11 protein-coding genes are annotated in these 14,000 nt (G+C 72.0%); all 11 read left to right on the top strand.

Features of this window, described 5'->3' with window-relative positions:
• Nucleotides 1–57: 57 nt before the first annotated feature.
• A complete protein-coding gene (gene uvrC, locus ACIBAI_RS09875; protein ID WP_399032631.1) occupies nt 58–2,100 on the top strand; it encodes an excinuclease ABC subunit UvrC in 2,043 nt (680 codons plus the stop codon).
• The gene (rapZ, locus tag ACIBAI_RS09880) at nt 2,097–3,098 is read left to right on the top strand and encodes an RNase adapter RapZ (protein ID WP_399032633.1); all 1,002 of its coding nucleotides are present in this window, start codon (nt 2,097–2,099) and stop codon (nt 3,096–3,098) included. Before uvrC ends, rapZ begins: the two co-directional genes overlap by 4 nt.
• Nucleotides 3,095–4,162 carry a uridine diphosphate-N-acetylglucosamine-binding protein YvcK gene (gene yvcK / locus ACIBAI_RS09885; protein WP_399032635.1) on the top strand — a complete coding sequence of 356 codons (1,068 nt, stop codon included), beginning with the start codon at nt 3,095–3,097 and terminating at the stop codon, nt 4,160–4,162. Before rapZ ends, yvcK begins: the two co-directional genes overlap by 4 nt.
• Nucleotides 4,153–5,142 (top strand): DNA-binding protein WhiA, encoded by a 990-nt coding sequence (gene whiA, locus ACIBAI_RS09890; protein WP_344600910.1) that lies wholly within the window; start codon nt 4,153–4,155, stop codon nt 5,140–5,142. Before yvcK ends, whiA begins: the two co-directional genes overlap by 10 nt.
• A 151-nt stretch (nt 5,143–5,293) precedes the next feature.
• A complete protein-coding gene (locus ACIBAI_RS09895) occupies nt 5,294–8,272 on the top strand; it encodes a M14 family zinc carboxypeptidase (protein WP_399032637.1) in 2,979 nt (992 codons plus the stop codon).
• A 235-nt stretch (nt 8,273–8,507) separates the two neighbouring features.
• The gene (gene gap / locus ACIBAI_RS09900) at nt 8,508–9,515 is read left to right on the top strand and encodes a type I glyceraldehyde-3-phosphate dehydrogenase (protein WP_344600906.1); all 1,008 of its coding nucleotides are present in this window, start codon (nt 8,508–8,510) and stop codon (nt 9,513–9,515) included.
• Nucleotides 9,516–9,655: 140 nt separating this feature from the next.
• Entirely contained in the window at nt 9,656–10,867 is a 1,212-nt protein-coding gene (locus ACIBAI_RS09905; protein WP_399032639.1) for a phosphoglycerate kinase, read from the top strand.
• A gap of 6 nt (nt 10,868–10,873) precedes the next feature.
• Entirely contained in the window at nt 10,874–11,650 is a 777-nt protein-coding gene (tpiA, locus tag ACIBAI_RS09910) for a triose-phosphate isomerase (RefSeq protein WP_399032641.1), read from the top strand.
• Between the two features lie 101 nt (nt 11,651–11,751).
• Nucleotides 11,752–11,982: a preprotein translocase subunit SecG gene (gene secG, locus ACIBAI_RS09915; protein WP_399032894.1), complete on the top strand. Its 231-nt coding sequence runs from the start codon at nt 11,752–11,754 to the stop codon at nt 11,980–11,982.
• A 238-nt stretch (nt 11,983–12,220) separates the two neighbouring features.
• Nucleotides 12,221–12,556: an RNA polymerase-binding protein RbpA gene (locus ACIBAI_RS09920; RefSeq protein ID WP_003957010.1), complete on the top strand. Its 336-nt coding sequence runs from the start codon at nt 12,221–12,223 to the stop codon at nt 12,554–12,556.
• Between the two features lie 120 nt (nt 12,557–12,676).
• Nucleotides 12,677–13,945 carry an MFS transporter gene (locus tag ACIBAI_RS09925; protein ID WP_399032643.1) on the top strand — a complete coding sequence of 423 codons (1,269 nt, stop codon included), beginning with the start codon at nt 12,677–12,679 and terminating at the stop codon, nt 13,943–13,945.
• Nucleotides 13,946–14,000 lie beyond the last annotated feature (55 nt).

The following is a 14,000-nucleotide window of genomic DNA, read 5'->3' on the forward strand; positions in this document are numbered from 1 at the left end:
GCCGGCGTCGTCCACAGGCCCGCCGGACTGTCGGTCCGCGCCAGTAGGGTGTGACTCATGGCCGACCCTTCCAGCTACCGCCCCGGGCCGGGTGAGATCCCCGACTCCCCCGGGGTCTACCGGTTCCGTGACGAGCACCGCCGGGTGATCTACGTCGGAAAGGCGAAGAGCCTGCGCCAGCGCCTGGCGAACTACTTCCAGGACCTGGCCGGCCTCCACCCGCGCACGCGCACCATGGTCACCACGGCCGCGTCCGTGGAGTGGACGGTGGTGTCCACGGAGGTCGAGGCGCTGCAGCTGGAGTACTCCTGGATCAAGGAGTACGACCCCCGGTTCAACGTCAAGTACCGCGACGACAAGAGCTACCCCTACCTCGCGGTGACGATGAACGAGGAGTACCCCCGCGTCCAGGTGATGCGCGGTCACAAGAAGAAGGGCGTACGCTACTTCGGGCCGTACACCCACGCGTGGGCCATCCGCGACACCGTGGACCTGCTGCTGCGCGTCTTCCCGGTGCGCACCTGCTCCGCCGGCGTCTTCCGGAACGCCGCCCGCACCGGCCGGCCCTGCCTGCTCGGCTACATCGGCAAGTGCTCCGCGCCCTGCGTCGACCGCGTCTCCGCCGAGGAGCACCGGGACCTGGCCGAGGAGTTCTGCGACTTCATGGCCGGCCGCACGGGCACCTACATCCGCCGACTGGAGAAGCGGATGGCCCAGGCGGCCGAGGAGATGGAGTACGAGCGGGCGGCCCGCCTGCGCGACGACATCGGGGCCCTGAAGAAAGCCATGGAGAAGAGCGCGGTCGTGCTCGCCGACGCGACCGACGCCGACCTGATCGCGGTCGCCGAGGACGAGCTGGAAGCGGCCGTGCAGATCTTCCACGTCCGCGGCGGGCGCGTCCGCGGCCAGCGCGGCTGGGTCACCGACAAGGTCGAGGAGATCGACACCGGCGCCCTCGTCGAGCACGCCCTGCAGCAGCTGTACGGCGAGGAGACCGGGGACGCCGTCCCCAGGGAGGTCCTCGTCCCCGCCCTGCCCGACCCGCTGGAGCCGGTCCAGCAGTGGCTGGCCGGCCGCCGCGGCTCCGGCGTGTCGCTGCGCGTCCCGCAGCGCGGCGACAAGAAGGCCCTCATGGAGACCGTGCAGCGCAACGCCCAGCAGGCGCTCGTCCTGCACAAGACCAAGCGCGCCTCCGACCTCACCACGCGCTCGCGCGCCCTGGAGGAGATCGCCGAGGCCCTCGGCCTGGACAGCGCCCCCCTGCGGATCGAGTGCTACGACATCTCGCACTTCCAGGGGGACGACGTGGTGGCCTCCATGGTCGTCTTCGAGGACGGGCTCGCCCGCAAGAGCGAGTACCGGCGCTTCCAGATCAAGGGCTTCGCGGGCCAGGACGACGTCCGGTCCATGCACGAGGTCGTCACCCGCCGCTTCCGGCGCTACCTCGCCGAGAAGGAGCGGACCGGCGAGTGGACGGAGGACGAGGAGCCCAGGGACGACGACGGGCGGCCCAGGCGGTTCGCCTACCCGCCGCAGCTCGTCGTCGTCGACGGCGGTCAGCCGCAGGTCGCGGCGGCCCGCCGGGCCCTGGACGAGCTGGGCATCGACGACATCGCCGTGTGCGGCCTCGCCAAGCGCCTGGAGGAGGTCTGGCTGCCCGGCGAGGACGACCCGGTGGTCCTGCCCCGCACCAGCGAGGGCCTGTACCTGCTGCAGCGCGTCCGCGACGAGGCCCACCGCTTCGCGATCACCTACCAGCGCGCCAAGCGCGCCAAGCGCATCCGGTCGAGCCCGCTGGACGACGTGCCCGGTCTCGGCGGCACCCGCAAACAGGCGCTGATCAAGCACTTCGGTTCGGTGAAGAAGCTGCGGTCCGCGACGATCGACCAGATCTGCGAGGTGCCCGGCATAGGCCGCAAGACGGCCGAGACCGTCGCCGCGGCCCTGGCCCAGGCGGTTCCGGCCGCGCCCGCCGTGAACACGGCGACCGGAGAGATCATGGAAGACGTGGAAGACGGGACGCCCGGGACGACCACGGGCTCCCGGGGGGAGCCCGTGCCCGCGGGCGCCCCGGAGGAACGACGGGGGCAGGAGAGATGACCGAGTACGGCACACAGCCCGCAGCGGGGCGGGATCCGGCACGCAAGGGGACCGGCGAGGACGGCTCCCGGCACGCCGTCCACGACAACGGAGCACAGGTGAGTACGGGCAAGGAAACAGCCGGGGTCCCCGACGCGGCGATCCCCGAACTGGTGATCATCTCCGGCATGTCCGGGGCGGGCCGGTCGACGGCCGCCAAGTGCCTGGAGGACCTGGGCTGGTTCGTCGTCGACAACCTGCCGCCCGCGCTGATCCCCACCATGGTGGAGCTCGGCGCCCGCTCCCAGGGCAACGTGGCCCGGATCGCGGTCGTCGTCGACGTCCGCGGCCGCCGCTTCTTCGACAACCTCCGCGAGTCCCTCGCCGACCTCGACGCCCGGGGCGTCACCCGGCGGATCGTCTTCCTGGAGTCCTCCGACGAGGCCCTGGTGCGCCGCTTCGAGTCGGTGCGCCGTCCGCACCCCCTCCAGGGCGACGGCCGCATCGTCGACGGCATCGCCGCCGAGCGCGAGCTGCTGCGCGAGCTGCGCGGCGACGCCGACCTGGTGATCGACACCTCCAGCCTCAACGTGCACGAGCTGCGCGCCAAGATGGACGCCCAGTTCGCCGGTGAGGAGGAGCCCGAACTGCGGGCCACCGTCATGTCCTTCGGCTACAAGTACGGCCTGCCGGTCGACGCCGACCTCGTCGTCGACTGCCGCTTCCTGCCCAACCCGCACTGGGTCCCGGAGCTGCGCCCGTACACCGGCCTCAACGAGGAGGTGGCGGCGTACGTCTTCGACCAGCCCGGCGCCAAGGAGTTCCTCGACCGCTACGCCGAGCTGCTGCAGCTCGTTGCCGGGGGCTACCGTCGGGAGGGCAAGCGCTATGTGACCATCGCCGTCGGCTGCACCGGCGGCAAGCACCGCTCCGTCGCCATGTCGGAGAAGCTGGCCGCCCGGCTCGCGGCCGAGGGTGTGGAGACGGTGGTCGTGCACCGGGACATGGGACGCGAATGACAGTACGTACTCCGCGGCTGAGCAGGCTGCGCCGGGTGGTGTCCGAGGGACGTGGCGGCCGTCCGGCCGAGGCCCGCGGGGGCCGGCCGCGCCGCCGGGGCACCCAGCCCAAGGTCGTCGCCCTCGGCGGCGGCATGGGCCTGTCCGCCTCGCTCGCCGCGCTGCGCCGGATCACCGGCGACCTCACCGCCGTCGTCACCGTGGCCGACGACGGCGGTTCCAGCGGGCGCCTGCGCGACGAGCTGGGCGTGCTGCCGCCCGGTGACCTGCGCAAGGCGCTGGCCGCGCTGTGCGGGGACGACGACTGGGGCCAGACCTGGGCCCGGGTCATCCAGCACCGCTTCCAGTCCAAGGGCGAGATGCACGGCCACGCGGTCGGCAACCTGCTGATCGTCGCCCTGTGGGAACAGCTCGGCGACCACGTCCAGGCCCTGGACCTGGTCGGCAGGCTGCTCGGCGCGCACGGGCGCGTACTGCCCATGTCGGCCGTGCCGCTGGAGCTCCAGGCCCTGGTCAAGGGCCACGACCCGGACCGGCCCGAGGAGGTGGGCATCGTGCGGGGACAGGCGACGGTGGCCCTGACCCCCGGCGAGGTGCAGTCCGTGCACCTGGTGCCGAACGACCCGCCCGCCGTCCCCGAGGCGGTCGAGGCCGTCCTCGACGCGGACTGGGTGGTGCTCGGCCCCGGCTCCTGGTTCTCCTCGGTCATCCCGCACCTGCTCGTGCCCGAGCTGCTGGACGCGCTCACGCAGACGAAGGCGCGCCGGATACTCTCCCTGAACCTCGCACCGCAGCCCGGGGAAACCGAGGGCTTCTCCCCGCAGCGTCATTTGGAGGTTTTGGGACGACACGCCCCTAAACTCGCCCTGGACGTGGTGCTGGCCGACGAGGCCGCCGTGCCCGACCGCGACTCGCTGACCGACGCCGCCGAACGGTTCGGCGCCGCGGTGGAGCTGGCGCCGGTGGCCCGGACCGACGGAACCCCGAGGCACGACCCGGAACTGTTGGCCGCCGCGTACGACCGTATTTTTCGGATGCATGGAAGGATCGGCCCATGGCGATGACGGCAGCGGTGAAGGACGAGATCTCCCGGCTCCCCGTCACCCGGACCTGCTGCAGGAAGGCGGAGGTCTCCGCCCTTCTGCGGTTCGCCGGCGGCCTCCACCTGGTGAGCGGGCGCATCGTGATCGAGGCGGAGCTCGACACGGCGATGGCGGCCCGCCGCCTCAAGCGGGACATCCTGGAGATCTTCGGCCACGGCTCCGAGCTGATCGTGATGGCGCCGGGCGGGCTGCGCCGCGGCCCGCGCTACGTCGTGCGGGTCGTCGCCGGCGGTGACCAGCTGGCCCGGCAGACCGGCCTGGTCGACGGGCGGGGCCGCCCGATCCGCGGCCTGCCCCCGCAGGTGGTCTCCGGAGCCACCTGCGACGCCGAGGCCGCCTGGCGCGGGGCGTTCCTGGCGCACGGCTCGCTCACCGAGCCCGGCCGCTCCTCCTCCCTGGAGGTGACCTGCCCGGGGCCCGAGGCCGCGCTCGCCCTGGTCGGCGCCGCCCGCCGGCTGTCGATCGCCGCCAAGGCCCGCGAGGTGCGCGGCGTGGACCGGGTCGTCGTCCGCGACGGCGACGCGATCGGCGCGCTGCTCACCCGGCTGGGCGCCCACGAGTCGGTGCTGGCCTGGGAGGAGCGCCGGATGCGCCGCGAGGTCCGCGCCACGGCGAACCGGCTGGCCAACTTCGACGACGCCAACCTGCGCAGATCCGCCCGCGCGGCCGTCGCCGCCGGCGCCCGTGTGCAGCGCGCCCTGGAGATCCTCGGCGACGACGTCCCCGAGCACCTCGCCGCCGCGGGCCGGCTGCGCATGGAGCACAAGCAGGCCTCCCTGGAGGAACTGGGCGCGCTCGCCGACCCGCCGCTGACCAAGGACGCCGTCGCCGGCCGCATCCGCCGCCTGCTGGCCATGGCCGACAAGCGCGCCGCCGACCTCGGCATCCCGGGCACGGAGGCCAACCTCACCGAGGAACTGGCCGACAACCTCGCGGGCTGATGTGACGGAGGGCCGGAACGCCGGTGCGGGCGTCCACTCGGGTGATCGGCACCGGCGTTCGCGTGTCGTCGAGGCACCCTTGACTCGACCATGAAGTGTCATGAGCCTGGCACCTGTTCGCTGCTGCGGCGGACCCACGCTAGGGGGGTTCATGAGACGAAGAGCGAGATCGATCCTCGCTGTCGGCGCGCTCCTGATCGGCGGAGCGAGCCTCGCACCCATCGCCCAGGCACAACCCGGCACCTCCTCCGCATCCGGCTCCGGCGCCGGTGAGATCCCCGACACCGGCGAGGTCAAGGTCTTCCGCGCCGACGTCACCAGGAAACAGGTGCCGCTGCTGCTGGCGGCCGGCCAGGACGGCCACGAACTCGGCGAGCAGGTGCCCGACCGGGGCACGGCCACCGTCGAGGTCCACCTCACCGACCAGCAGGCGAGGAAACTGGAGAAACAGGGCGTCGACCTCGCCGAGCACACCCTCTCCGCCCGGGCCGAGGCCCGGGTCGAGGACGCCGCCGAGGGCGTGTTCCGCCCGTACGGCGGAAGCGGCGGCCTGAAGGAGGAGATCCTCCGGACCGCCCGGCAGCACCCCGGCCTCACCAAGGTCGTCTCCATCGGCAGGACCGTCAGGGGCCAGGACATCCTCGCCCTGAAGCTCACCAAGGGCGCCAGGAAGTCCGAGGACGGTTCCAAGCCCGCCGTCCTGTACCTGTCCAACCAGCACGCGCGCGAGTGGATCACCCCGGAGATGACCCGGCGGCTGATGCACCACTACCTGGACCACTACACGACGGACCAGCGCGTCAGGAAGATCGTCGACTCCACCGAACTGTGGTTCGTCCTGTCGGCCAACCCCGACGGCTACGACTACACCTTCGAGAGCGACGACACCCGCCTGTGGCGCAAGAACCTCCGGGACGTCAACGGCGACGGCGTCATCTCCACCGGCGACGGCGTCGACCTCAACCGCAACTTCGCCTACAAGTGGGGCTACGACGACGAGGGCTCGTCCCCCCACCCCGCCAGCCAGACCTACCGCGGCGCCGGCCCCAACTCCGAGCCCGAGACCCGGGCGCTGGACGCCTTCGAGCGGCGCATCGGCTTCGAGTACGGCATCAACTACCACTCGGCCGCCGAACTCCTCCTCTACGGGGTCGGCTGGCAGGTGGCCACCGACACCCCGGACGACGTCCTGTACAGGGCGCTCGCCGGCACGCCCGGCAACTCCGCGATCCCGGGCTACCACCCGCAGGTCTCCTCCGAGCTGTACACCACCAACGGCGAGGCGGACGGTCACGCGGCGAACGTCAACGGCATGGCGATGTTCACCCCCGAGATGTCGACCTGCCAGACCGCCTCGGACGCCGACCCGGACGACCGGTGGAAGGCGGCCGACTGCCGGTCGATCTTCACCTTCCCGGACGACGAGAAGCTGATCCAGCAGGAGTTCGCCAGGAACGTCCCGTTCGCGCTCTCCGTCGCCGAGACCGCCGCGCACCCCGACCGGCCGTCCTCCGCGGTCGGCCTGAGCGCCGCGGACTTCACCCCGGCCGCGTTCACCACGTCGTACGCGCGCGGCGCGGACCAGGAGGTCTCCGTCGTCGTACGCAAGGCGGTGCGCGACAAGGAGCTCAGGTACCGCGTCAACGGCGGCCGGGTCCGGGACACGGCCCTCAGGCCGTGGAAGGGCGGCGAGACCTACGGCGGGGACGACAACCTCTACTTCGACGAGTACCGGGCCGAGGTCGAGGACGGCGCACCGGGCGACGAGGTCGAGGTGTGGTTCACCGGCGAGACGGCGAGCGGCCGGAAGGTCTCCAGCGAGCACTTCACGTACACCGTGGCCGAGCGCCCGCGCGCGGACGTGCTCGTGGTCGCCGAGGAGGGCACGGCCGCCGCCCGGGCCCGGACGTACGTCGACGCGCTCAGGGCCGCCGGCCGCCGGGCGGACGTGTGGGACGTGGCCGCCCGGGGCGCGCCCGACGCGCTCGGCGTGCTGAGCCACTTCGGCACCGTCGTCCACTACACGGGCGCGGCCGTCCCGGGCGTCGCCACCCAGCTCGAACTGCGCGCCTTCCTCAACGAGGGCGGCAAGCTGATCGAGGCGGGCGAGCAGGCCGGCGGCAGCGTCGACCTCGGCGGCGGCAACCTGTCCGACGACTTCAGCCAGTACTACCTGGGCGCCTACACCCGCACGTCGACCCCCGGGGCCCGCGCTTTCACCGGTTCCGGCAGGCTCGGCGGCTTCACCGGCGCGCTCGGCGACGCCCCCGGCAACCCGCTGGACGCGGCGGGCACCTACGGGGTGACCTCCGACGAGCTGCCCGCGGACGAGTACCCCCGGTTCGCCGCCGCGGGCGCGGGCCGCTTCGACGGGACGGCCGGCCCGTACGGCCCCTACGCGGGCACGGCCATGGCGGCCGCCGTCCACACCGACGACGCCTACAAACGCCTCGCCCGCACCATCGACCTCACCGGTGTCGACGCCGCCGACCGGCCGGCCCTGCGCACCCGGCTGCTGTGGGACACCGAGCCCGGCTACGACCACGTCCTGGTCGAGGCCCGCACCGCCGGCGCCGACGACTGGACCACCTTGCCCGAGGCGGGCGGCGCCACCGGCACCGCCGTGCCCGAGGAGTGCGCGGGCGGCTTCTACGTCGGCGAGCACCCCTGGCTGAAGCGCTACCTGACCGTGTCCCCGGACGGCTGCACCGCGACCGGCACCACCGGGTCGTGGCACAGCCTCACCGGCGCCTCCGGCGGCTGGCAGCAGGTGAGCTTCGACCTGGGCGCCTACGCCGGGAAGACGGTCGAGATCTCGCTCAGCTACGTCACCGACCCCGGCACCGGCGGCCGCGGCGTCCTCGCCGACGAGGCCTCGCTCGTCGTCGGCGGCAGCGCACGGGAGACGGAGGGCTTCGAGACGTCGCTGGGCGCCTGGAGGGCGGCCGGACCGCCCGCGGGCAGCCCGGCCGTCGTGAAGGACTGGACGCGCACCGGGGCGCTGTTCCAGACCTACGGAGCGGTCACCACGGACGACACCGTGCTGCTGGGCTTCGGCCTGGAGCACCTGCCCGCGGCGGCCGACCGCAAGACGCTCCTGGCCAAGGCCCTGAAGGCTCTGGACGAGTGAAACACCGGCCGAGGGGCACTGACTCTCCGTAGCGAAATCGGGTGAATCAGGTCCCCGCCGGCCCCTGCGGTCCGGGCGGTCCGTACCCCTACCGGCGGGTACGGACCGCACCGCCCTGTACGGGCCGCTCGATGTCACCCCGGCGGCCTCGGGGAGGTAGGGTCGGGGGTGGTCGGGGACATCCCATACAGCTCGCCGGCATCGAGAGCCGGCGTACCAACGAGGAGATCGGTTCGTGACGATCCGCGTAGGCATCAACGGCTTTGGCCGCATCGGTCGTAACTACTTCCGCGCGCTGCTGGAGCAGGGTGCAGACATCGAGATCGTGGCTGTCAACGACCTGGGTGACACCGCGACCACCGCTCACCTGCTGAAGTACGACACCATCCTCGGCCGCCTCAAGCAGGAGGTCTCGCACACCGAGGACACCATCACCGTCGACGGCAGGACCATCAAGGTCCTGTCCGAGCGCAACCCCGCCGACATCCCGTGGGGCGAGCTGGGCGTCGACGTCGTCATCGAGTCCACCGGCATCTTCACCAAGAAGGAAGACGCCGAGAAGCACCTCGCCGGCGGCGCCAAGAAGGTCATCATCTCCGCCCCGGCGAAGAACGAAGACGTCACCATCGTGATGGGCGTCAACCAGGACAAGTACGACCCGGCGAACCACCACGTCATCTCCAACGCCTCCTGCACCACCAACTGCGTGGCGCCGATGGCGAAGGTCCTCGACGAGAACTTCGGCATCGTCAAGGGCCTGATGACGACGGTGCACGCCTACACCAACGACCAGCGCATCCTGGACTTCCCGCACAAGGACCTGCGCCGCGCCCGGGCCGCCGCCGAGAACATCATCCCGACGACCACCGGCGCCGCGAAGGCCACCGCCCTGGTCCTTCCGCAGCTCAAGGGCAAGCTGGACGGCATGGCCATGCGCGTCCCGGTCCCGACCGGCTCGGTCACCGACCTCGTCGTCGAGCTGTCCCGCGAGGTCACCAAGGAAGAGGTCAACGCCGCCTTCCAGAAGGCCGCCGAGGGCGAGCTCAAGGGCATCCTCGAGTACACCGAGGACCCGATCGTCTCCTCCGACATCGTCAACGCCCCGGCGTCCTGCACCTTCGACTCCTCCCTGACCATGGTCCAGGAGGGCAAGAACGTGAAGGTCATCGGCTGGTACGACAACGAGTGGGGCTACTCCAACCGCCTCGTCGACCTGACGGTCTTCGTCGGCGACCAGCTCTGACCGAACAGAGCGGGCACCTCGATGTGAGAGCAGGGCTCGGGCAGCGCGCGACCGCGCTGCCCGAGCCCTGACTCACGTACAGATCAGCCCTGTTCGATCACGAGCGCTTCCGAGCGATCACGAGCCCCTCAGGAGTCCCCATGAAGACGATCGACGAACTGCTCTCCGAAGGCGTCGCGGGCAAGCGGGTCTTCGTCCGCGCCGACCTGAACGTGCCGCTCGACGGCACCGCCATCACCGACGACGGCCGCATCCGCGCCGTCCTGCCCACCGTCAAGGCCCTCGCGGACGCGGGCGCCCGCGTGGTCGTCGCCTCGCACCTCGGCCGCCCCAAGGGCGCCCCGGACCCGGCCTTCTCCCTCGCTCCCGCCGCCGCGCGCCTGGGCGAACTCCTCGGCGCCGACGTCGCGTTCGCCGAGGACACGGTCGGCGAGTCCGCCACGTCCACCGTCTCCGGCCTCGCCGACGGCCAGGTCGCCGTCCTGGAGAACCTGCGCTTCAACCCCGGCGAGACCGCCAAGGACGACGCCGACCGCGGCGCCTTCGCCGACCGGCTCGCCGCCCTCGCGGACGTCTACGTGGGCGACGGCTTCGGCGCGGTGCACCGCAAGCACGCCTCGGTCTTCGACCTGCCGAAGAAGCTCCCGCACTACGCCGGCCACCTCATCGCCACCGAGGTCGGCGTCCTGAGGAAGCTCACCGAGGACGTCAAGCGGCCGTACGTCGTCGCCCTCGGCGGCGCCAAGGTCTCCGACAAGCTCGCCGTCATCGACCAGCTGCTCGGCAGGGCCGACCGCCTGCTCATCGGCGGCGGCATGGCCTACACCTTCCTCAAGGCCAAGGGCTACGAGGTCGGCAAGTCCCTGCTGCAGGAGGACCAGATCCCGGCCGTCACCGAGTACCTGGAGCGCGCCGAGAAGCAGGGCGTCGAGCTGGTCCTGCCGGTCGACGCGCTGGTCTCGACCGACTTCCCGGACCTGAAGACCAAGGCGCCGGCCAACCCCGCCGTCGTCGCCGCGGACGCCATCCCCGCCGACCAGGAGGGCCTGGACATCGGCCCCGAGACCCGCAAGCTGTACGCCTCGAAGCTCGCCGACGCCGCCACCGTCTTCTGGAACGGCCCCATGGGCGTCTTCGAGCACCCCGACTACGCCGAGGGCACCAAGGCGGTCGCCCAGGCCCTCGTCGACTCCCAGGGCTTCACCGTGGTCGGCGGCGGCGACTCCGCCGCCGCCGTGCGCACCCTGGGCTTCGACGAGCAGGCATTCGGCCACATCTCGACCGGTGGCGGCGCCTCCCTCGAATACCTCGAGGGCAAGACGCTCCCCGGCCTCGCCGCACTGGAGGACTGACCCCTTATGAGCACGCGCACGCCGCTGATGGCGGGCAACTGGAAGATGAACCTCAACCACCTGGAGGCCATCGCCCACGTCCAGAAGCTCGCCTTCGCCCTGGCCGACAAGGACTACGAGGCCGTCGAGGTCGCCGTCCTGCCGCCCTTCACCGACCTGCGCTCCGTGCAGACCCTGGTCGACGGCGACAAGCTCCGCATCAAGTACGGCGCCCAGGACATCTCGGCGCACGACGGCGGGGCCTACACCGGCGAGATCTCCGGCCCGATGCTGGCCAAGCTGAAGTGCACGTACGTGGTGATCGGCCACAGCGAGCGCCGCCAGTACCACAACGAGACCGACGAGCTGGTGAACGCCAAGGTCAAGGCCGCCTACAAGCACGGCCTGACCCCGATCCTGTGCGTCGGCGAGGAGCTGGAGGTGCGCGAGGCGGGCAACCACGTCGCGCACACCCTCGCCCAGGTCGAGGCCGGCCTGAAGGACCTCCCGGCCGAGCAGGCCGAGACGATCGTGATCGCCTACGAGCCGGTCTGGGCCATCGGCACCGGCAAGGTCTGCGGCGCCGAGGACGCCCAGGAGGTCTGCGCCGCCGTCCGCGCCAAGGTCGCCGAGCTGTACTCGCAGGAGGTGGCCGACAAGGTGCGCGTCCAGTACGGCGGCTCGGTCAAGGCCGGCAACGTCGCCGAGATCATGGCGCAGCCCGACATTGACGGCGCCCTGGTCGGCGGCGCCTCGCTGGACGCCGACGAGTTCGTCAAGATCGTACGCTTCCGCGATCAGTGAGTATGCGGTAACGGCGATACGTCGTACCCTTGCGGGGTCCAGCAGTGTCCGCTGGACCCCGTCGTCCGTCAGAATCCGAGGAAGTTGGTCCAGCCGTGGTTATGGGGTTCTCGATCGCCCTGATCGTCTTCAGCCTGTTGCTGATGCTGCTGGTGCTGATGCACAAGGGGAAGGGCGGCGGCCTGTCCGACATGTTCGGCGGCGGCATGCAGTCGTCCGTCGGCGGCTCCTCGGTCGCCGAGCGCAACCTCGACCGGATCACCGTGGTGGTCGGTCTGCTGTGGTTCGCGTGCATCATCGTGCTCGGGATCCTGATGAAGGCGAACAGCTGACCGGCGTACCGACCGCGAACCCCTGGTCGGCGCCGCCCTCGCGGCACGCACCTCTGCACTCGACGCCCCATGTTCGGTACGCGCTGCCCTGCGCGGCCTATCATGGGGCGTGCGTCTGGGTGCGGGGGCTGTAACTCCCATCACTGGACGCGCGTTGGGCCTTACGTAGACTGAGGCGCTCGCAGCGAAGCGAAACGCCGACTCGCTTCGCGGCACCATCACGCAGGGAGTTACGACCGTGGCAAGTGGCAACGCGATCCGAGGCAGCCGGGTCGGGGCGGGGCCGATGGGCGAGGCCGAGCGCGGCGAGTCCGCGCCGCGTCTGCGCATCTCCTTCTGGTGCTCCAACGGGCACGAGACGCAGCCGAGCTTCGCCAGCGACGCGCAGGTCCCCGACACCTGGGACTGCCCCCGCTGCGGCTTCCCGGCCGGACAGGACCGGGACAACCCGCCGGACCCGCCGCGCACCGAGCCGTACAAGACGCACCTGGCGTACGTGCGGGAGCGCCGCAGCGACGCGGACGGCGAGGCGATCCTCGCCGAGGCGCTCGCCAAACTGCGGGGCGAGATCTAGGAGTTCAGGAACCGGCCGGGCACCGAGAGGTGTCTGGCCGGAGCTGTTTCCGGCCGCCCGGGGCCGGTTGTCAGTGGCGCCCCCTACGGTGTGTCCATCGGGCGAACCGTAGGGGGAATCATGGCGACGGCCGAGGCGGAAGCCGGGCGTGCGCCCGCGTGGCGCGGAGGATTCGGGCGGCTGTGGAGCGCCGCCGTGCTCTCCAGCTTCGGTGACGCGCTGCGCACGGCCGCGCTGCCCCTGCTGGCCGTGTCGCTGACCGACGAGCCACTGCTCGTCGTGTCCGTCACCGCCTGCGGTTATCTGCCGTGGATCCTCTTCGGACTGCTCGGCGGCGCCGTCGCCGACCGCGTGGACCAGCGGCGCGCGATGTGGGCGGTGGACGCGGTACGGGGGCTGCTGGTCGCGGCGTTCGCGGTGGCCGTCGCCTGCGGTCACGTCTCGATCGGGCTGCTCGTCGCGCTCGCCTTCGCCCTCACCACGCTCCAGACGCTCTTCGACAACGCCGCCACGGCCCTGCTGCCCTCCCTGGTCGGCCCCGACGCGCTCGGCAGCGCCAACGCGCGGCTGATGACCGGCCAGCGCGTCGCGGGCGGCCTGCTCGGCGGGCCGGTCGTGCCGCTGCTGCTGGCGGCGGGGGCCGCCGCGCCCTTCGCGGTCGACGCCGCCACCTTCCTGTCGGCCGCCGCGCTGGTGGCCTCGGTGCGGACCGCCGCGCCCGAGCGGGCGGCCCGCCCCTCGGGCGGCACGCTGCGCCGGGAGATCGCGGACGGGCTGCGCATCCTGATACGGGACAGGGTCCTGCGCGGCCTGTGCGCCGCCACCGCGCTGTGCAACATCGGCATGGGCGCCCTCGTCGCCACTCTGGTGCTCCTGGTGACCGACCGCCTGCACGCGGGCAGTGCGGGGTACGCGGCGGCGACGACCTCGTACACGGTCGGCAGCCTGGCCGGGGGAGCGGCCGACCGGCGGCTCGCGGCCCGCGTCGGGCGGGTGCGCGGGGTGCTGCTCGCCGGCTGCGTGCAGACCGCCGCGCTCGTGGTCATGGGGACGGTGCGCAGTCTGGCCGCGCTGGTGGCCGCCATGGCCGTGTTCGGGTTCATGGGCATGGTGTGGAACGTCGGCACGACCACCCTGATGCAGCAGCGCAGCCCCGCCGGGGCGCTTGGCCGGGTCGGCTCGGCCTACCGGACCCTCGCGGTGGCCGGGACACCGCTCGGCGCGCTGCTGGGCGGGGCCGCCGTCACGGCCTGGGGAGCGCACACCCCGGCCCTGCTCGCCGCCGCCTTCTTCGCGCTGTCCGTCACCGCCCTGAAACCCGCGCGCAAGCCCGACGTACCTGCTGTTGCACCGCACGACGACGCCTCGACGGCTCACGCAGCGCGCTGATCAACTAGGTTGGGACCGGCAGCGGGACAAGGTACGCAGCACAGGCAGGCAAGGA

Origin of the sequence: Streptomyces sp. NPDC051041 (assembly GCF_044456065.1) — a bacterium.
GTDB classification, from domain to species: Bacteria; Actinomycetota; Actinomycetes; order Streptomycetales; family Streptomycetaceae; genus Streptomyces; species Streptomyces glaucus.